Annotated in this window: 18 protein-coding genes; 3 read left to right on the forward strand and 15 right to left on the reverse strand. The window is 50.1% G+C overall.

The genetic code is table 11. From position 1 onward, the window contains the following. Positions 1-33: 33 nt before the first annotated feature. From ruvA to NF683_RS17200, 4 genes are all read right to left on the reverse strand, one after another. Positions 34-642 carry a Holliday junction branch migration protein RuvA gene (ruvA, locus tag NF683_RS17185; RefSeq protein WP_089038396.1) on the reverse strand — a complete coding sequence of 203 codons (609 nt, stop codon included), beginning with the start codon at positions 640-642 and terminating at the stop codon, positions 34-36. Between the two features lie 70 nt (positions 643-712). Continuing rightward, entirely contained in the window at positions 713-1,264 is a 552-nt protein-coding gene (gene ruvC, locus NF683_RS17190; RefSeq protein WP_089038397.1) for a crossover junction endodeoxyribonuclease RuvC, read from the reverse strand. Between the two features lie 117 nt (positions 1,265-1,381). After that, positions 1,382-3,163, reverse strand: a complete 1,782-nt coding sequence (aspS, locus tag NF683_RS17195) for an aspartate--tRNA ligase (RefSeq protein ID WP_089038398.1) — start codon at positions 3,161-3,163, stop codon at positions 1,382-1,384. 66 nt (positions 3,164-3,229) lie between these two features. After that, entirely contained in the window at positions 3,230-3,511 is a 282-nt protein-coding gene (locus tag NF683_RS17200) for an FmdB family zinc ribbon protein (RefSeq protein WP_038484338.1), read from the reverse strand. Positions 3,512-3,712: 201 nt separating this feature from the next. Here NF683_RS17200 and NF683_RS17205 point away from each other — a divergent pair, with 201 nt between their 5' ends. Next, positions 3,713-4,678, forward strand: coding sequence for a D-2-hydroxyacid dehydrogenase (locus tag NF683_RS17205; protein WP_089038399.1), 966 nt, complete (start codon positions 3,713-3,715; stop codon positions 4,676-4,678). On the opposite strand, the gene NF683_RS17210 is transcribed toward NF683_RS17205, so the two are convergent. Next, positions 4,675-4,950 (reverse strand): acylphosphatase, encoded by a 276-nt coding sequence (locus tag NF683_RS17210; protein WP_089038400.1) that lies wholly within the window; start codon positions 4,948-4,950, stop codon positions 4,675-4,677. The genes NF683_RS17205 and NF683_RS17210 overlap by 4 nt on opposite strands. A gap of 144 nt (positions 4,951-5,094) precedes the next feature. After that, the gene (locus NF683_RS17215) at positions 5,095-5,994 is read right to left on the reverse strand and encodes a YihY/virulence factor BrkB family protein (protein WP_089038401.1); all 900 of its coding nucleotides are present in this window, start codon (positions 5,992-5,994) and stop codon (positions 5,095-5,097) included. Positions 5,995-6,169: 175 nt separating this feature from the next. Between NF683_RS17215 and NF683_RS17220 the strand changes: the two genes are divergently transcribed. Then, positions 6,170-7,264: a bifunctional nicotinamide-nucleotide adenylyltransferase/Nudix hydroxylase gene (locus NF683_RS17220; protein WP_089038402.1), complete on the forward strand. Its 1,095-nt coding sequence runs from the start codon at positions 6,170-6,172 to the stop codon at positions 7,262-7,264. A 32-nt stretch (positions 7,265-7,296) separates the two neighbouring features. Here NF683_RS17220 and NF683_RS17225 read toward each other — a convergent pair whose 3' ends face one another. The 7 genes from NF683_RS17225 to NF683_RS17255 form a co-directional block, all read right to left on the reverse strand. Next, entirely contained in the window at positions 7,297-8,214 is a 918-nt protein-coding gene (locus tag NF683_RS17225; protein WP_089038403.1) for a LysR substrate-binding domain-containing protein, read from the reverse strand. 52 nt (positions 8,215-8,266) lie between these two features. Next, entirely contained in the window at positions 8,267-9,685 is a 1,419-nt protein-coding gene (cls, locus tag NF683_RS17230; protein ID WP_089038404.1) for a cardiolipin synthase, read from the reverse strand. A 118-nt stretch (positions 9,686-9,803) separates the two neighbouring features. Next, positions 9,804-11,309, reverse strand: a complete 1,506-nt coding sequence (locus tag NF683_RS17235) for a fumarate hydratase (protein ID WP_089038405.1) — start codon at positions 11,307-11,309, stop codon at positions 9,804-9,806. 176 nt (positions 11,310-11,485) lie between these two features. Further along, positions 11,486-12,307 (reverse strand): endonuclease VIII, encoded by an 822-nt coding sequence (gene nei / locus NF683_RS17240; protein ID WP_253920520.1) that lies wholly within the window; start codon positions 12,305-12,307, stop codon positions 11,486-11,488. A gap of 3 nt (positions 12,308-12,310) precedes the next feature. Continuing rightward, entirely contained in the window at positions 12,311-14,335 is a 2,025-nt protein-coding gene (gene uvrB, locus NF683_RS17245; protein WP_253920522.1) for an excinuclease ABC subunit UvrB, read from the reverse strand. A gap of 26 nt (positions 14,336-14,361) precedes the next feature. Beyond that, positions 14,362-14,769, reverse strand: coding sequence for an OsmC family protein (locus tag NF683_RS17250; RefSeq protein WP_038484368.1), 408 nt, complete (start codon positions 14,767-14,769; stop codon positions 14,362-14,364). Then, entirely contained in the window at positions 14,769-14,966 is a 198-nt protein-coding gene (locus tag NF683_RS17255; protein WP_038484371.1) for a hypothetical protein, read from the reverse strand. The genes NF683_RS17250 and NF683_RS17255 overlap by 1 nt, the downstream gene beginning before the upstream one ends. 177 nt (positions 14,967-15,143) lie before the next feature. Between NF683_RS17255 and ygfZ the strand changes: the two genes are divergently transcribed. Then, entirely contained in the window at positions 15,144-16,112 is a 969-nt protein-coding gene (ygfZ, locus tag NF683_RS17260) for a CAF17-like 4Fe-4S cluster assembly/insertion protein YgfZ (protein WP_253920523.1), read from the forward strand. Here ygfZ and NF683_RS17265 read toward each other — a convergent pair. Both NF683_RS17265 and NF683_RS17270 read right to left on the reverse strand, forming a co-directional pair. Then, positions 16,109-16,900 (reverse strand): TatD family hydrolase, encoded by a 792-nt coding sequence (locus NF683_RS17265; RefSeq protein ID WP_253920524.1) that lies wholly within the window; start codon positions 16,898-16,900, stop codon positions 16,109-16,111. The two genes, ygfZ and NF683_RS17265, sit on opposite strands and share 4 nt — an antisense overlap. A 33-nt stretch (positions 16,901-16,933) precedes the next feature. Continuing rightward, positions 16,934-18,523 carry a peptide chain release factor 3 gene (locus tag NF683_RS17270; RefSeq protein ID WP_089038410.1) on the reverse strand — a complete coding sequence of 530 codons (1,590 nt, stop codon included), beginning with the start codon at positions 18,521-18,523 and terminating at the stop codon, positions 16,934-16,936. Positions 18,524-18,625 lie beyond the last annotated feature (102 nt).

Consider the following 18,625-nt stretch of genomic DNA (forward strand, 5'->3'; position numbering starts at 1 on the left):
ACTATCAGTCGTTCCATGAAATAACCCACGTTGTTACCCAGTCATGCGTTTTGTCAGCGCGGCTTTAATAATCGCCTCTGTTGACTGCTTGGGATTAATGTCAGCCAGCATTTTTGAGGCTTCAGTAAGCTTATAGCCCAAGCTCACCAAGGCAGCTTCCGCATCTGCTAACGAGTCACGGGGAGCAGGCTCTCCATTCGCCGCTTCTAACGCGAGGGGCGCATCCGCCGCGTTCTCCCATTCAGGGAAACGGTCACGCATTTCAATAATTAACCGCTCGGCAGTTTTTTTACCAACGCCCGGAAGCTTCGTCAGTGCTTTACTATCGTCGTCACGGACGCAGCGCATAAAGGCGGCTTCATCCATTCCGGAAAGGATGGCTAGTGCAAGCTTTGGCCCTACGCCGTTGACTTTGATTAGGGCGCGAAACAGTGCACGCTCTTGTTCACGGCCAAAGCCGTAAAGCAAATGGGCATCATCACGAATTGTAAGATGCGTATACATGGATACGCTCTCTCCTACGGCTGGAAGTGCCACTAGGGTGTTCATAGAGGCTTCAAGCTCGTAACCGACACCATGCACATCAACCACAATCCAAGGGGGGTGCTTTTCTAACAAAAAGCCATTAATACGACCGATCATAGGTATGCTCGCAATAATAAAAAGCAGTCATTTACTATAAAGACACTCTGTACAAATGACCAGTAAGCAACTAAAGCCGCCACCGCCCTGTGCTGCGCCGACGACTGCCCTTAGCGGGTGTGGCAAGTAAGCCATGTCCTGCATACGCATGGGTAAGCGCGATAGCTAGCGCATCCGCGGCGTCCGCCTGTGGCGTTGAAGAGAGCTGCAGAATAGCGGTGACCATATGCTGCACCTGGCTTTTCTCCGCGCCTCCCTGGCCCGTAACGGCTTGTTTGATCTGCCTTGCTGCGTATTCTGCAATGTTCAGACCGTGATTCGCGATGCAGACGAGAGCCGTGCCCCGTGCTTGGCCAAGCTTCAATGCTGAATCGGGATTTTTAGCCATAAAGACTCGCTCAACGGCGACGGCATTGGGCCGATGCAGCCCCACTACTTCGCTTAAACCTGCATAAATTTGCGCCAAACGCTGCTCTAAAGGGCCATCGGTCGTTCTAATGCAGCCACTGGCGACATAATGAGGCTTAGCACCTATTAAATCGATGACCCCATAGCCCGTGATACGCGAACCAGGGTCGATACCCAAAATCCTAATCGCGGGAGCGGGCTGTTTTTCATCCATGGCAGCTGTCCTATTGGTAGCGAGCGGTTCAAACAAAAACACCGACGCCTAAACGTCGGTGCTGAACTACTAGTTGGCGAACTTCTCGTTGCTGAGCTACAAAGCAGAGCTGAGCAATTATTCGCTGGCGGTCTCTGCTTTCGCTTTTTGGCGCAGACGGATGTTCAAGTCTTTCAACTGATCCGCGCTGACTTCACCTGGTGCATCAGTCAGTAAACAGCCGGCGCTTTGGGTTTTCGGGAAGGCAATCACTTCACGAATTGTCTTAGCTCCAGCCATCAGCATCACTAAACGATCCAAGCCGAACGCTAGGCCGCCATGGGGAGGCGCGCCGTATTGCAACGCATCCAGCAGGAAGCCAAACTTCTCTTGCGCTTCCTCTTGGCCAATGCCCAAAATTTCAAACACAGTGCTTTGCATGGTTTGATCGTGAATACGAATGGAACCACCACCAAGCTCGGTTCCGTTAAGCACCATGTCGTAGGCACGCGACAAGGCTTTTGCTGGGTCAGCTTTAAGCGCTTCTGGCGAGCAAGAAGGTGCAGTAAACGGGTGATGTAACGGGCTGAGGCGACCGTTGTCGTCCGCTTCAAACATCGGGAAATCGACAACCCATAGCGGCGCCCACGCCTGGGTATAAAGCTCAAGGTCGGCACCTAGCTTGACGCGTAATGCACCAATGGCTTCATTGACGATGCGCGCTTTATCCGCACCAAAGAAAATGATATCGCCATCTTCAGCGCCTACGCGATCAAGCAGCTCTTCAACCACATTTTCCATGAACTTAACAATGGGTGATTGAAGACCTTCAAGCCCTTTGGCACGCTCATTGACCTTAATCCACGCCAGCCCTTTGGCACCGTAAATACCAACGAACTTAGTATATTCGTCGATTTCTTTACGAGACAATTTGGCGCCACCTGGCACTTTCAATGCTGCTACGCGGCCGTCTTCCGCACTTGCAGGGCCCGAGAAGACCTTGAAATCAACCTGCTGCATCAGGTCATCAACATCGGTCAATTCTAACGGAATGCGCAGATCAGGCTTATCAGAGCCAAAGCGATCCATTGCTTCCTGCCAGGTCATGCGTGGGAACTCAGGCAGCTCAACGCTCAGCACTTCCTGGAAGAGTTGACGAATCATGGCTTCGGTAATGCCCATGATATCGTCTTCTTCCACAAAAGAGGCTTCGATATCGATTTGCGTGAATTCAGGCTGGCGATCAGCCCGCAGATCTTCATCACGGAAGCATTTAGCAATCTGGTAGTAGCGATCGAAACCGGCCACCATTAACAGCTGCTTAAACAACTGTGGCGACTGCGGTAGTGCAAAGAAGCTGCCTGCATGTGTCCGGCTAGGAACGAGGTAGTCGCGGGCACCTTCAGGTGTTGCGCGAGTCAATACCGGCGTCTCGATATCCAGGAAGCCTTGGTTTTCCAAGTAAGCGCGGACGTTGTGAGAAATACGCGAACGCAAGCGCAGCTTCTCAATCATATCTGGGCGTCGAAGGTCGATATAGCGATGCTTTAAGCGAACTTCCTCGCCTACTTTGTTGTGCTCATCCAACTGAAAAGGTGGTGTGGCAGCTGTGTTGAGCACCTCCACCTCTTTAGCTAATACCTCAATCATGCCCGTTGGCATGTTAGGATTTTGCGTTCCTTCAGGGCGCAGCCGGACACGGCCAGTAATACGAAGCACGTACTCACTGCGAGCACGGTCAGCATTAGCAAATGCCTCGGCGGTATCTGGGTCGACAACGAACTGAGCGATGCCATCGCGATCGCGCATATCCAGAAAGATGACCCCACCATGATCACGGCGGCGATGTACCCAACCGCAGACAGTGACCGTTTGTTCCACCAAAGTTTCGTTAAGCTGGCCGCAATAATGGCTGCGCATGTCTAATCCTGTTCTGTTACGTGGCAATGAGATTGTCGTGGGCCGTTGTGACCCTGACAACCGCGGCTAAGCCGCGGCGCCCTTTTTCGTTGATGCGCTACTGGTATCGCTTGTGGCACCAGTGCTAGAAGTAGATTGGCCTTCTGCTGCCAAGTTTTTCTTACTTCCTGTTTTAAAATCGGTTTCATACCAACCGCCGCCAGCAAGGCGGAAACCAGCCGCCGAGACCAAACGCTCAAGACTGGCTCGCTGGCACGCGGGGCAATCCTTCAGCGGATCCGCACTGATTTTCTGCAATTTTTCCATGCGATGACCGCAGGCCTTGCACTCGTACTCATAGATGGGCATGTTGATAACTCCTGAAAAGCTCAACTCCGACAGGCTAAGTTTGTATAAACTAGTGGCAAAACAACGCTTGCCAGGCAAAGAATATGTGGCCTGCTGGGATAAATTCCAAGACTGCGGTTGATAGAGCGACACATTATACCCTTTTGTGCCCCCTGCTGAGCAAGGCCAAGTGCCTTTCGGCAGATAATGGAGAAAAGAAAAATGCCCAATGCGGTAATGCTGGATGCCGAGAGCTTAGGCGCGGATATCGATCTAACAGCAATTCGAGACCTTGTTAGTCATTTAGAGGTGTACCAGCAAAGCACTGCCGAACAGGCAAGTGAGCGCTTGTCGGATGCGGACATAGCGATCGTCAACAAGGTTGTACTGAACGCAGAAACACTATCAGCCTTACCTAAACTCAAGCTTATATGTGTGCTGGCGACAGGGCTTAACAATATTGATCTCGACACAGCTAAAGCCCAAAACATTCTTGTAAAGAACGTCTCCGCCTACGGAACAGCAAGCGTTTCTCAGCATACATTACTGCTTATGCTGGCATTAGCAAACCGTTTGCCTCGCTATCAAGCTGACATCGCACAAGGCGAATGGCAGCGCAGCGATTTCTTTTGCTTACAAGCTCACTCGACGCTGCAGCTTTCCAATAAGCATCTGGTGATGGTGGGGCAAGGAGAGCTTGGCTCAGAAGTGGCACGTCTAGCTGAAGCATTTGGAATGAAGGTTACATTTGCTGCTCGCCCTGGCAATGAATCAAACGATAAACGGCCCTCTCTCGACGATTTATTACCGACGGCAGATATTATTAGCTTGCATTGCCCGCTTAACGAAACAACCAAGCACCTTATTAATCGCACACGCTTGGCAAACGCAAAGTCATCACTGCTATTAGTCAACTGTGCCCGGGGCGGCATCATCGATGAAGAAGCGGCACTTGAGGCGCTTCGTGCTGGCAAGATTGGAGGGTTAGCAGTTGATGTGCTGCCCACTGAGCCGCCGAAAGACGGACACCCTTTATTAACAGCATTAGCAGAAGGCGAGGCAGTTAATTTGATAGTGACCCCTCACAATGCCTGGATCACGCCTGAGGCTCGCCAGAACATTGTGGCGCTCACTGCTGATAATATTAAGCAATGGCAAACTGAGGCGAACGTATTGAGCACTGATTAATAGGTCGCAAAGTGATCGGGAGCGCGGTGGCCATCCAGCACTTCAATAGTGACATGGGTTACCTGCGCTCCTTCGGGCCCCTGCCATAACCATTCAGTTAGCGTAGATACGGCAGTGGAATTGCCACATAGCAACACCTCTACCCGCCCATCGGGTAAGTTTTTGGCGTAACCTGTTAGCCCTCGTTGAAGCGCTTGTTCCTGTGTTGAACGCCGAAACCATACTCCCTGCACTTTTCCTGTTACATAGGCACGTACACAACAAGTAGGCATAAACTGTCCTCTCAGTGTTTATACAATAGCGTTTATAGACTTCAGCCTGATAAATCGACAGGCTGAAATCTGTTGATATTCGCTCTTTTCAAAAGAGCCCTATAGAGGGCTCTTTCTACCACCTTTTTTAAACCAATTCTTGTCTTACACTAACTCTCTCTTCACCAGCACGGCACTATTACGTGGCACCAATGGCCGCCCACGACGAAGTAGCAAGGAGCGAGTAAAAGCGGCGCCAAATAGTAGAATTAATGAACTGTAATATACCCATAACAAAATCATCACAACAGACCCCGCTGCACCATAGGTCGACGCTGTGGCAGTATATGCTAAATAAATAGCAATAACGCTGCGCCCAATTGTAAACAACACAGCAGTTACTATCGCGCCAATCAGCACATCTTGCCAACGGAGAACAACATCCGGCAACACTTTGAAAATAGTAGCGAATAACAATGCCACCATCGCCAGTGAGATTAATGACTCAAGCGATGTCGTTAATAAACTGGCATAGGGTAATAAGTTACCGGCTCCGTGGAGCATCCCTCGCAAGACAACCCCCAGCACTAACGATACGAGTAGAATGAAGCCAATAGACAACACGACGGTTAAGGAAAGCAAACGATTTTTTATAAAGATAAGAGCACTGTTGGAGGTGGGTTTTGCAGTGACGCCCCAAATGGTATTGAGCGAAAATTGCATCTGCGCAAACACGGTTGTGGCACCCACTAACAAGGCTACAAAGCCAAGCACTGTTGGTAAGATACCTGACTCTTCGATACGTGACTGAGCAACAGCCTGCTCAATCGCAAGTGCTGCGTCAGCGCCTAACGTGTCCTGAAGCTGAGCAACTATTTGACCTTGAGCGGCATCTTCACCCAGCACCACGCCAATCACTGTTACCGCGATAATAACGGTAGGCGCCAAGGAGAAGAGTGTGTAGAACGCTAATGATCCGGCATAGCTGAAGGCATTTCGTTCAAGCCATAACGCCGTCGCATCTTGAACCACGTTCCACCAAAAAGTGATCGTTTTTTTCAGCATATTCATTCCCTTAACAAAAGAGTGTCCCTATCTAGCACTAGCGCAAGATACATCTAACAATCATACCGAACTAAAACGTTGAGCGCAGGCGGAGGCGCATTGCGCACCTTAACTGCCCACTTCATAATGGCTCTCTTTTCTCTGTTACTTTCTCACCCACGACCAAGGAAGCGTTATGAATTCGGATGCTGTTAAATCTACTACGGCTTACGACTTTGATTGCTTGGTGTTTATTGGTCGTTTTCAGCCTCCCCATCTTGGCCACCTTGCCATTATCCGAGAGGCGTTAAAACAGGCACGTCAAGTCATTGTATTAGTGGGATCTGCTTGGCAGGCTCGCTCTTTACGCAACCCGTGGACGTTCGATGAGCGACAGGCAATGATTCGTTCTGGGTTTGATGATCAAGACAATCAACGCCTGGAAATCACGCCACTACTTGATGCGCTTTATAACGATGATGTGTGGGTACGAGATGTGCAGCGCAAAGTGCGTGATTTGACGTCCCCTGCCAACGCTCGCTTACCCCGTATTGGTTTGATTGGCGCAAGCAGAGGACAATCAAGCTACTATTTATCGCTTTTCCCCCAATGGGAGTCCATTAGTGTGCCACTCGTTGAAGGTATTTCAGCGAGTCAAATACGTGAGCGGTTGTTTCGCTCGCCTGGTTCTACCGATGACTATTTGAGTACAGGTGCATACCACGACTTACCACCAGAAGTCGTCAAAAGCGTTGACAAGTTTTGCAAAGGTATTGCCTACCACGGCCTACTGGAAGAGCAGCAGCTACTCGATCAATACAAACAAGCCTGGGCACAAGCTCCCTATCCGCCCATTTTTGTGACTGTTAATGCGGTTGTCGTCCAATCAGGCCATATTTTGTTGGTAAAGCGAATGGCTGCGCCGGGTAAAGGGCTTCTTGCTTTACCCGGAGGTTTCATCAACCCTCATGAGCGCTTACTAGATGCTTGCTTAAGGGAGCTCCGTGAACGTTTAAGGCTTAAAGTGCCCGAACCCGTTTTAAAGGGCTCGTTACGTGGACAGCGCTTGTTTGATGAACCTCATCGCAGTTGGCGTGGACGAACGTTAGCAGAAGCCTTCTATTTTGCTCTCAGACCTGAGCAGCAGTTGCCCCGTTTAAAGCCAGTCAAGGGCGGCGATCATGCTCGCTGGGTCGCCCTTGCTGATCTAGAACCAGAAAGCTTGTTTGAAGATCACTTCTTTATTATTCAAAATTTTCTTGGATTACCGGCAGATTTAGGCACATTTTAAAATCTAAGGCTTTTTTCTAGTCGCTCTGCAGGCTAAGCCTGCAGAAAATCGCGTGGCAATTTCATCATTTGACGCCAGAGACGCTCAACGCCGGGTTTATGGACTAACGAACAGCGGTAAAGTCTAATTTCTAGAGGGATATCCCAATTTTCATCGCCAGCTCTTACTAATTTGCCGGTTTTGAGCTCTTCACGAATGCAAAAATCAGGAATCCAAGCAACCCCCACTCCTTGAAGCACCATGCCTTTTAATCCTTCCGCCATGGCCGTTTCATAAACCGTACGCAGCTTTAGTCGTAATGGATCGTTTTTGAGCAGCATGCGTACACTTCGTCCCAGAAATGCCCCCTGCGTATAAGCTAAATAGGGAATTGAACTGTCATTTTGAATCGAGAAAAGCGGTTTGCCGTCTTCATCTGGTAGTGAAACCGGCAACATTTTTACTTGGCCAATCGAGAAAGAGGGAAAGACTTCTGCGTCCAGCTGCATAGTGGCAAAGGGGTCATAATATGCCAGCATCAGATCACAGTTACCTTCGCGCAGAACATGGATAGCCTCCCCAACGTTCATGGCGACCAATCGTGTAGGCAGTTCACCCAAGCCTTTTTGTAAACGAGAAATCCAAGGTGGGAAAAAGCTTAATGCCAGCGAGTGTGCCGCGACGATATCAAGCGCTTCATTCGCAATAGAAACTCCCCGGAGATGGCTTAATGACTCGTTCAATTGCTCCACTAGGTTGCGTGCGGTGATCAAAAACAATTGGCCCTCTGAGGTCAGGCCAATCGGTGTTGTCGAACGATCTACTAAGATGACCCCTACCGCTTGCTCTAGCGCACGAATACGGCGACTGAATGCAGGCTGAGTAACATGGCGCTGCCTTGCAGATGCCGAAAAACTTCGTGTATTGGCTAATGCAACGAAATCCTCGAGCCATTTTGTTTCTAAATTCACCCAAAACTCCTTTTGCCTAATCGTTGTTAGCGGCGTGCAGGGTTATTATTGATTACTGAATAGGTGCGGTTAAATATGCCGCACGAGAAACTACTTTCTTCCACATTGGGCGCTGGCTAATTTCGTCAATTGTAACGCGTCGGCACTGAGCAAAATCTTGCTCTAACATGGCATGTACTTTACTAGCAAATGCGGCACTGGGTATGAAAGCCGTTATTTCAAAGTTGAGCCTAAAAGATCGATTATCCAGGTTTATTGTGCCGACAGTTGCTGCGTTGCTGTCAATAAGCATGACCTTTTGGTGTAAAAAACCAGGAAGATAACGGTATATTTTTACACCTGCTCTTAACATATCAGGCAGAAATGAAAATGCAGATAGAAACACCAATAAATGATCGGGGCGCTCGGGAATCATAACCCGTACATCTACGCCCCGCATTGCTGCTAACCTAAGCGCATCCTGTACTCCTTGATCTGGCACGAAGTACGGGCTGGTTACCCAGAGCCTTTCATTAGCACTATGAATTAACTGTTGGATTAAAAGGCTAGCCGTGTCCTGTTTATCGGCCGGGCCGGAGGGCACGATAACCACATGATGATCATCTTGCGGATGACTCTCGGCATGCCAGTTTAAGGTAATGACTTCCCCTGTTGCCCAGTGCCAATCTTCCCAAAAAGCTTCCTGTAAACCCAGCACACACGGGCCACCAAGCGCTAAATGGGTATCACGCCAGGGGCCATGCCGTGGATTTTGCCCAAGGTATTCTACACCAACATTAAAACCACCTACCCAGCCCTGCTTACCATCTACGACGGCTATTTTACGATGGTTGCGAAAATTAAGCTGAAAGCGATGTTTGAAGCCACGAGAAGAACGAAATGCTTTTACTTCGATGCCTTCTTTGATCATCTCATTTAAAAAGCCATCGTTTAGTTTCCGGCTACCCACTTCATCGTATAGAAAATAAACACGCACACCCCGCTGTGCAGCTTTAATCAAATGATGCTGCAATCGTTTGCCTAAAGCATCGTTACGTACAATGAAAAACTGCAGCAGAAGGTAATCTTTTGCCTGATCAATACCCTCAAAAAGGCTTGTGAAAGTGGCTTCACCATCGATCAACAAGTCGGCACTATTACCTTTAGTCAACGGCATCATTGCCAGCTGCTCCACTGCCTGAATATCAGTGCTAGTCGGCGATGAAAGGTGCGGCTTAATGTTATGGCGATAACGTACCAACACTCGACGTAATACGTTATCTCGTTCCCCTCTTGCTGTTACATAGCCATAGAAACGCGGGCGTCCGAAAAACCAATACGCAGGCAGCGCAACATAAGGAAACGTTAATAGTGAAATAATCCAGGCGATAGCCCCCTGGGACGTTCTGCTCGACATAAGCGCCATGACCGCTGACACGATACCCAATAGGTGTATCAGCATAATGCTGGTCCCTAGCAACCATGAGGTCATTGCCTGTTCCTCGCTATCAAGTGAGCTGTTGATCAGATTATTGCACTGCTAATGCACAAAAGCCCCGCGAGAGACGGGGCTTATTTGTCACTGACTGCGGTTCTACGCCATCAGTATGCTACGCCTTTTGAGCGATGATCTCCTTCCATTTGGCCGGGCCTGTCTGGTGGACGGAAGTTCCTTGGCTGTCGACAGCGACCGTGACCGGCATATCTTCAACTTCAAATTCGTAGATAGCTTCCATTCCTAGGTCTTCAAAACCAACAACACGTGACTTCTTAATTGCTTGGGCAACAAGGTAAGCAGAGCCGCCAACAGCCATCAAATAAACCGCCTGGTTATCGCGAATGGCATCAATGGCGACCTGACCACGTTCCGCTTTACCAACCATGCCAAGCAAGCCGGTCTCTTCAAGCATGGTGCGGGTGAATTTGTCCATTCGAGTCGCGGTGGTCGGACCAGCGGGGCCAACGACTTCGTCACCTACCGGATCAACAGGACCCACGTAGTAAATAAAGCGGCCTTTCATATCAACTGGTAATGGCTCGCCTTTGGCAATCATGTCCACCATGCGCTTATGCGCCGCGTCACGGCCGGTTAATAGCTTACCGTTTAACAGCAGCGTATCACCCGGCTGCCACGTTTTGACTTCTTCGGGAGTGACGCTATCCAGGTTAACGCGCTTGACGTTATCGCCTGCTTCGCGGGTGATTTCTGGCCAGTCTTCAAGCTTAGGAGCAGGAAGCGCCACGGGGCCACTGCCATCAAGCGTGAAATGCGCGTGACGCGTGGCTGCACAGTTGGGAATGATTGCCACAGGCTTATTGGCCGCATGGGTTGGATAGTCTTTAACTTTAATATCCAACACCGTGGTTAACCCACCTAAGCCTTGAGCGCCGATACCGCTCTTATTCACTTTATCGAACAGTTCCAGACGCAGCTCTTCAGCGCGGTTGCTAGGTCCTCGCGCCTGCAAATCTTGTATATCAATAGGGTCGAGCAGCGCTTCTTTGGCAATTATCATCGCCTTCTCAGCGGTGCCGCCAATACCAATTCCCAACATACCCGGCGGGCACCAGCCTGCGCCCATTTTGGGCAACTGCTCCATCACCCAGTCCACAACACTATCGGATGGGTTTAGCATCGCAAACTTAGATTTAGCTTCGCTACCACCGCCCTTCGCGGCGACGTGGATATCGACCTTATCGCCAGGCACAAGCGAATGGTGAATAATCGCGGGGGTATTGTCTTTGGTATTGGCTCGCTTACCGTCGGGATCAGCAAGAACAGAAGCACGCAGCACGTTATCAGGCAACTGATACGCGCGGCGCACACCTTCGTTAATCATGTCATCGAGGCTTAGCTCGGCGTCCCAGGTGACGTTCATACCCACGTGAACGAACACCGTCACAATGCCCGTATCCTGGCAAATTGGACGATGTCCCGTAGCACACATTCTTGAGTTAATTAAGATTTGTGCAATCGCGTCTTTCGCCGCGGGGTTCTCTTCACGCTCGTAAGCGGCTGACATTGCATCAATGAAATCTTTAGGATGGTAGTAAGAGATGTACTGTAGAGCATCGGCAACGCTCTGAATGACGTCGTCCTGGCGAATCACGGTCATGGACAAACAGCTCCTCGGTTATCGTCTTGGCTGCGGCCTTTTTAATGGCCGTCTAGATGTACCGGTAGTATACCGTATTGGTCTTATATGCGGCAGCCACAACCACGGCTAACCTACATCTGATAACTAGGGCATTAGTCTGATTTTCATCAGCGCATACAAGATAACGGTATAAATTATGGAGATTGGCACGTTGGGCATAAATATAAACGGCGAGAGCCAACCATTATGCGTTCGATTACTGAGCCGCAGCGGTGGCAGGAAAGGCCAGCGCGTTCAAACACACTAAAGCGCCATTGTCGGCGTGGCTCACCGGAGGCAATGGCTTGTTTAATCCAGGCCTCACGATTAGTAACACCCGCTTCCAAATACGCCTGACGCGTCGTTTCCACAATCATAGTGGCGAGAAGGTCTAACTGATTTTCAGTTAAGTCACATAGGCGCTTCTTAGGGTGAACGTTAGATAAAAAAAGAATTTCAGAGCGCAAGTAATTTCCTAACCCAGCGACAAGCCCTTGATCAAGTAACAATGCACCCAGGCTTCTGCGCATAAACGCTGAACCAGTCAGGCGTTGTTTCACATCATCAGGCGATACGTTTTGACTTAATAAATCAGGCCCCAAGCGAGACAAGAAAGGGTGATGGCTCAACTCACTCTCATGCCAGAGCGAAATATCAGACGCGCTATAAAGACTAGCCACCCTGCCCTCAGCAACCAGCCGAACTCGTAATGACCTTTTCGTGCTTGGCGGCCTATTCTCGCTATGTAGCTTCCATACGCCATAAAGCTGATTGTGGGAATACAGCACACGATGGTCTGCAAAACGGACGAGCATGGCCTTGCCCCACGTATCAACTGCCTGAACCCGTTGACCAATCAATGAATCCGCTTGCACGGCGAGTTCAGGAAATGCAAACCACGCATCATCAAGATGTTTGCCACCTATCTGCTGCTCAATTCTGTCTGCTGCACGGCGGATTTCAGGGCCTTCAGGCATCGATTACCCCAGCGCCAGCTGTTTTTCTTGCATTTGATGAAGCTGATCACGAAGTCTCGCCGCCTCTTCAAACTCCAGGTTCTGCGCGGCTTCAAACATGGCGTCCTCTAGCTTGCTGATAGCCGCCATTAGATCGTGCTTGCTCATCGTGGCCACATCATACTCAGCAGCACTCTCTGCCACTTTGCGCTCGCTGCCACGGCGACGGCTGCTCTTCTTGCCTGGTGCCTGGGCGGCTTCAAGAATATCCGCCACGGAGCGCGTCACGGTAGTTGGCGTGATACCATGCTCTTCGTTGTGAGCGGTCTGCTTGGCGCGGCGACGTTCGGTTTCATCGATGGCTTTGCGCATTGAGTCGGTGATTTTGTCACCATACAGAATAGCTTTACCATGGGCGTTACGGGCTGCACGGCCAATGGTTTGAATCAGTGAGCGCTCAGCACGTAAAAAGCCCTCTTTATCCGCGTCCAAGATGGCAACAAGCGACACTTCAGGAATATCTAAGCCTTCTCGAAGTAAGTTAATTCCCACTAAAACATCGAACTTACCAAGACGCAGGTCGCGGATGATTTCTACCCGCTCAACGGTATCAATATCCGAATGTAAATAACGTACACGGATACCGTGCTCATCAAAATATTCGGTCAAATCTTCCGCCATGCGTTTAGTCAACGTCGTCACCAGAACACGTTCACCTACGGCGGTACGTAAGCCAATTTCTGAGAGCAGGTCATCAACCTGTGTACTGGCGGGGCGCACTTCTATTTCTGGATCTAACAACCCCGTTGGGCGCACTACCTGTTCGACAATTTGACTGGCATGTTCTGCTTCATACTTGCCTGGCGTTGCCGACACAAAGATGGTTTGTGGCGAAATAGATTCCCACTCTTCAAATTTCATTGGGCGGTTATCTAGCGCTGAGGGTAGCCGAAATCCATACTCAACCAGGGTCTCTTTTCTAGAACGGTCGCCCTTATACATACCGCCAACCTGGGGTACGCTCACATGAGACTCATCAATAAACAGTAACGCGTCATCCGGCAGATAGTCGAAGAACGTCGGGGGTGGCTCGCCAGGTGCGCGGCCTGAAAGGTAGCGCGAGTAGTTCTCAATGCCGTTGCAGTAGCCAAGCTCTAGCATCATTTCAATATCGTAAAGGGTTCGTTGTTCTAAGCGCTGCGCTTCAACTAAACGCTCGTGCTTACGCATCCAGTCAAGACGCTCCTTAAGCTCTGCCTTGATCGCATCAATAGCACCTAAAATAGTTTCTCGCGGAGTAACATAGTGAGATTTAGGATAGATGGTCATGCGAGGCACATGGGTACGCACCTCGCCAGTTAATGGATCAAATAGGCGAATAGAATCAACTTCGTTGTCAAACAACTCCACCCGCACCGCTTCTTCGTCAGAGTCCGCGGGGAAAATATCGATCACATCGCCCCGCACCCGGTAGGTGCCTCGACGAAAATCCATATCGTTGCGGGTATATTGCAACTCGGCCAAGCGGCGTAAAAAAGCACGCTGATCAATTAGCTCACCACGGGTGAAGTGCAATCGCATCTTAAGATACTGATCCGGATCACCGAGACCATAGATTGCCGATACCGAGACAACGATAAGCGCATCACGGCGCTCGAGCAGCGCTTTCGTAGCAGATAAGCGCATTTGCTCGATATGGTCATTTATGGAGGCATCTTTCTCAATAAAGGTATCTGAAGAAGGGACATAGGCTTCCGGCTGATAATAATCGTAGTAAGAGACAAAATACTCGACAGCGTTATCCGGAAAAAACGATTTGAACTCACCATATAGCTGGGCAGCGAGCGTTTTATTGGGCGCCATTACAATCGTTGGGCGCTGCTGCTGCTGCACAACATTTGCCATCGTGAACGTTTTACCCGAGCCAGTCACCCCTAATAAGGTCTGATGGGCAAGCCCCGACTCAAGCCCACTAATCAGGCTGCGTATCGCGGCGGGCTGATCACCAGCAGGCTTGAATTTGGACTGCAGCCGGAATTCCTTGCTCATCATTACTCCTTAAGAGGGAAAGTGAACTACTCGGTAAACGTGGAAATTTCAACCGTCGCCTGAGTCATCAACCGCTGTATCGGGCAGCGGTGGCTAATGTCTTCTAGCTTTGCCCGCTGTTCAGGATCATCAATACCGTGGAAAGTCATCGTCACGGCTAACTTATAGACGCCTTTTCTTTCCTCACTATCATCGCGCTGCACTTTAACGGTGATGCCTTCCAGCGGCCACTCTTTGCGCCTGGCATACATTTGCACGGTAATCGCTTTGCAGGTACCTAGGGCAATATCAAAGTAATCATGCGGGTCTGGTGCACTACCGTCTCCTCCGACTACCGGCGGTACGTCACCATAGAGGTCTTCCAAACCATCGACTTCAATACGCTGACGAAATGTATGGTTACGCTCACTAATAATCGTGATTGGCTTATGCATCAGGAAACCTTTATACCGAGGTTTAACTTCTCGACCGCTTTTATAAGCGCTTCACGCTTAGCTCGCCCTTCTACTTCTGCTCCGTGGCGCCCTACCTCAGCACTATCGACGCCATCCAGCATCATCAGCGCCGTGGTAATCTTATTCACCTGATCGACTGTTGTGACACCTTGGAAGGTTAATGATTGATATGCCATTCCTTGCCCTTTTCTACGCTGAATTGAAGTGAGTACGCTATTGAAAACTATGCAAAACTGATACGGCCAAAGAAGTCTAGCACGCGCCAGAGCCCTTGCAATCTACCCGCAGTGCCCGCACCTTTGATACAAATGCGATTACGTTACGTTTACCCTATCTTCCCTTATGGAGTCTATATGGCGACTGTCTCTTCGTTACTCAAGATGAATGGCTGCGTCCGTTTGCCTCACCTCGCCGCCTTAGATGTCAAAGGTGCAGATGCTGAGAAATTCCTGCAAGGGCAAACAAGCGCACAAGTTAGTTTAGCCAATGGTTTTTTTGCGCCTCTTACCTGCTTTTGCACACCAAAGGGAAGAATGCTGGCCAATGCTCAATTACTAAAAATCAGCAACGACCATTATAGGCTACTGTTGAGCACCTCATTGATCGATATGCTCGCCAGTCATTTAGCCAAATTTGCCGCTTTTTATCGCGTCGAATTGCAGGCTCAGTCATCGATGCTTATCGTAGGCGCCAGCGAAAGTGCCAACGAGGTTGCTCAGGCGTTTGGTTTAGCGCTTCCTGATCAACCTTATACCCATCACAGCAATGCCCAAGCAACAGCCCTATGCCAGCCAGGTCACGGACGTTGGTTAATCAGTATAGAAAATTCTGCTGAACAGAACGCCATTGCAATAAATGATGATGAAGATGCGCTTAACACGTGGCAATTAGCAGATATCCGCAGTGGTTTGGCGTGGTTAACAGCCCCACAGCAAGATCACTTCCTCCCACAAATGCTGAACTGGGAAGCGCTGGGGGGAATTAGCTTTAAGAAAGGTTGCTATACAGGACAAGAAGTCGTCGCACGGGCGCACTTCCGGGGCCAAGTAAAAAAACGCTTAGTGCGCGTTACTGCCAGTGTTAACAGCTTACCCCAGGTCGGTGACACGCTAGTGGATGAGCAGGATAAAACCGTAGGTGAAATCGTTAGCAGTGCACTTAGCGACAAGCAGCAAATTGAGATGCTCGCCGTTGCGAATACTAAAGCGATTGAAGCGCTCTCCCCCCTTTATTGGCAAGGGCATCCGGTCACGCTCTGCGACCTGCCCTATACCGTTGAGCGCCTGGATCCTGAACAGCTGGCCAGCAGCCTAACCGCCTAGTAGGAATTGAAATATGGGAGTTGAAATAAGCGAATAGCATTTGCACTGCTCAGTGCCGCTATTGTTTCAAATGGCTGATGCCGGAGTGCTGCCACCACGTCAGCTACCTTTGCCACCCTGCATGGCTCATTACGTTGCCCCTGATAGCCGCTAAGCGGCATATCGGGGCTGTCAGTTTCTAACACAAAGCCATCGTCAGGTAAGCGTGACACCACGCTACGAAGTCGTTGCGCGCGCTCGTAGGTAATCGCCCCTCCCAATCCCAGGGTATAGCCTAGATCGAGAAACTTAGCGGCCTGCTCATAAGAACCTGAGAACGCATGGATAAGCCCACCGCGGGGAAGCGCCAGCTGGCGTAGGCGTTTGCCTACCTGATCATTGGCTTTTACGCAGTGCACCACAACAGGTAAAGCGAACTGCTTTGCTAGACCGAGCTGCGCATCGAAATAGGCCCACTGTTTATCTAATGACTCCGTAAAGCGGCCATCGATACCACACTCACCTATTGCCACAACGCGTTTTTCGGTTTCAACTTTCTGCTCAGCTAAAAGTTGCTCCAAGGCGACTAAATCGTGGTTAACGTGTTGATCAATGAAGTAAGGGTGAAGGCCAACACAGCTACTTACCTCCTTACGCGCGCCAAGCGTCAACACATTTGGCCATAGGGAGCGCGTCGTTGATGGCACAACAAAGTGTTCGACGCCCACCGCCTTGGCATTTTCGATGACCGCATCGCGATCATCGTCAAATGCCTCGAAATCCAGGTGGCAGTGGGCATCAATCAACATAGCAAGGCAGTCAACATAGTAAGGAAGACTCGATCAGTGCTCGCGAGTGGGCTGGAAACGAATATCCGGCCAGCGCTCTTGGGTCATCTGCAGGTTGACCCGCGTTGGTGCGATATACGTCAGGTAGCCGCCACCATCGATAGCAAGGTTGGAGCTCGCTTTACGCTTAAACTCTTCCAGCATCTTGGCGTCTTCGCAATAGACCCAGCGTGCGGTTTGTACATTGACCCCTTCATATAGACAGTCAACTTTGTACTCTTCCTTTAAGCGGTGGGCAACAACGTCAAACTGCAGCGTACCGACAGCACCAAGAATCAGGTCGTTGTTATCCATCGGCATAAAGACCTGCGTAGCGCCCTCTTCAGAGAGCTGCTGGAGCCCTTTTTGTAGCGCTTTCATTTTTAACGGGTCTTTTAAACGAACACGCTTGAACAACTCTGGCGCAAAGTGAGGAATGCCGGTAAAGCGCATATCTTCACCAACGGTGAAGGTATCACCAATCTGAATCGTGCCGTGGTTGTGTAAGCCGATAATATCGCCTGGCCAGGCTTCCTCTACCTGAGAACGGTCTGACGCCATAAACGTTAGGGCGTCGGCAATTTTCACATCCTTGCCTATCCGCACGTGGCGCATCTTCATATTCTTTTCGTACTTACCGGAACAGACACGCAAAAAAGCAATACGGTCACGATGGTTCGGATCCATATTCGCCTGAATTTTAAACACAAACCCCGTAAAGCGATCATCTTGAGCGGTTACTTCACGGATATCTGTCTCGCGTGGCTGGGGCGGAGGCGCGTACTCAACAAACCCATCCATCATCTCTCGTACGCCGAAGTTACCCATTGCGGTACCAAAGTACACGGGCGACAGCTCACCACGGCGATAGGCATCAAGATCAAACTCATGGGAAGCACCGCGCACCAATTCGACTTCCATGCGCAACTCTTCGGCCTGCTCTTCGCCAAGTACAGCGTCAACTTCCGGGTTATCTAAACCCTCAATTCGCTTGTCATCTGGAATACGGCTGCCTTGCCCCTGGGTATACAGATGAATGACATCGTTATAGAGGTGATACACACCCTTAAAGTGCCGTCCCATGCCAATCGGCCATGTCATCGGCGCACACTGGATGTTGAGTACTGTCTCGACCTCGTCCATGACCTCGATGGGGTCGCGGATATCGCGGTCCATCTTGTTGATGAACGTTAATATAGGCGTGGTGCGCAAACGGCAGACTTCCATCAGCTTAATGGTACGATCCTCAACACCTTTTGCACCATCAATCACCATTAACGCGGAATCCACCGCGGTTAATGTACGGTAAGTATCTTCAGAAAAGTCTTCGTGCCCCGGCGTATCCAGCAAGTTCACGATACGCCCACCATAAGGGAACTGCATCACCGACGTCGTGACCGAGATCCCGCGCTCTTGCTCCATCTTCATCCAGTCTGATGTGGCATGGCGATCATTACGCTTGCTCTTAACAGAGCCCGCTAACTGAATAGCATTCCCAAATAACAGCATTTTTTCGGTGATGGTGGTTTTACCAGCGTCGGGGTGCGAAATGATAGCGAACGTCCTTCTAAGTTCCGCCTCACGAGCTAACTGTGTATCTTTCATCTTACCTCTACAGAGATTTGTACTCAGCTATGCACTTAACCTAAAGGTCACCGACGCTGAGATGTTCAGAATGGGGCAGATTGTAACGTTATGAGGGGTTTG

Origin of the sequence: Halomonas sp. MS1 (genome assembly GCF_024182575.1) — a bacterium.
GTDB lineage: Bacteria > Pseudomonadota > Gammaproteobacteria > Pseudomonadales > Halomonadaceae > Vreelandella.

Excerpts from the sequence above, each read along its gene's own strand:
- ruvC (WP_089038397.1), bottom strand. The coding sequence starts at position 1,264 with ATGGATGAAAAACAGCCCGCTCCCGCGATTAGGATTTTGGGTATCGAC.
- NF683_RS17270 (WP_089038410.1), bottom strand. The coding sequence starts at position 18,523 with ATGAAAGATACACAGTTAGCTCGTGAGGCGGAACTTAGAAGGACGTTC.
- NF683_RS17265 (WP_253920524.1), bottom strand. The coding sequence starts at position 16,900 with ATGTTGATTGATGCCCACTGCCACCTGGATTTCGAGGCATTTGACGAT.
- NF683_RS17235 (WP_089038405.1), bottom strand. The coding sequence starts at position 11,309 with ATGACCGTGATTCGCCAGGACGACGTCATTCAGAGCGTTGCCGATGCT.
- cls (WP_089038404.1), bottom strand. The coding sequence starts at position 9,685 with ATGACCTCATGGTTGCTAGGGACCAGCATTATGCTGATACACCTATTG.
- uvrB (WP_253920522.1), bottom strand. The coding sequence starts at position 14,335 with ATGAGCAAGGAATTCCGGCTGCAGTCCAAATTCAAGCCTGCTGGTGAT.
- nei (WP_253920520.1), bottom strand. The coding sequence starts at position 12,307 with ATGCCTGAAGGCCCTGAAATCCGCCGTGCAGCAGACAGAATTGAGCAG.
- NF683_RS17205 (WP_089038399.1), top strand. The coding sequence starts at position 3,713 with ATGCCCAATGCGGTAATGCTGGATGCCGAGAGCTTAGGCGCGGATATC.
- NF683_RS17200 (WP_038484338.1), bottom strand. The coding sequence starts at position 3,511 with ATGCCCATCTATGAGTACGAGTGCAAGGCCTGCGGTCATCGCATGGAA.
- ygfZ (WP_253920523.1), top strand. The coding sequence starts at position 15,144 with ATGGCGACTGTCTCTTCGTTACTCAAGATGAATGGCTGCGTCCGTTTG.
- ruvA (WP_089038396.1), bottom strand. The coding sequence starts at position 642 with ATGATCGGTCGTATTAATGGCTTTTTGTTAGAAAAGCACCCCCCTTGG.
- NF683_RS17255 (WP_038484371.1), bottom strand. The coding sequence starts at position 14,966 with ATGGCATATCAATCATTAACCTTCCAAGGTGTCACAACAGTCGATCAG.
- NF683_RS17210 (WP_089038400.1), bottom strand. The coding sequence starts at position 4,950 with ATGCCTACTTGTTGTGTACGTGCCTATGTAACAGGAAAAGTGCAGGGA.
- NF683_RS17220 (WP_089038402.1), top strand. The coding sequence starts at position 6,170 with ATGAATTCGGATGCTGTTAAATCTACTACGGCTTACGACTTTGATTGC.
- NF683_RS17250 (WP_038484368.1), bottom strand. The coding sequence starts at position 14,769 with ATGCATAAGCCAATCACGATTATTAGTGAGCGTAACCATACATTTCGT.
- aspS (WP_089038398.1), bottom strand. The coding sequence starts at position 3,163 with ATGCGCAGCCATTATTGCGGCCAGCTTAACGAAACTTTGGTGGAACAA.
- NF683_RS17215 (WP_089038401.1), bottom strand. The coding sequence starts at position 5,994 with ATGCTGAAAAAAACGATCACTTTTTGGTGGAACGTGGTTCAAGATGCG.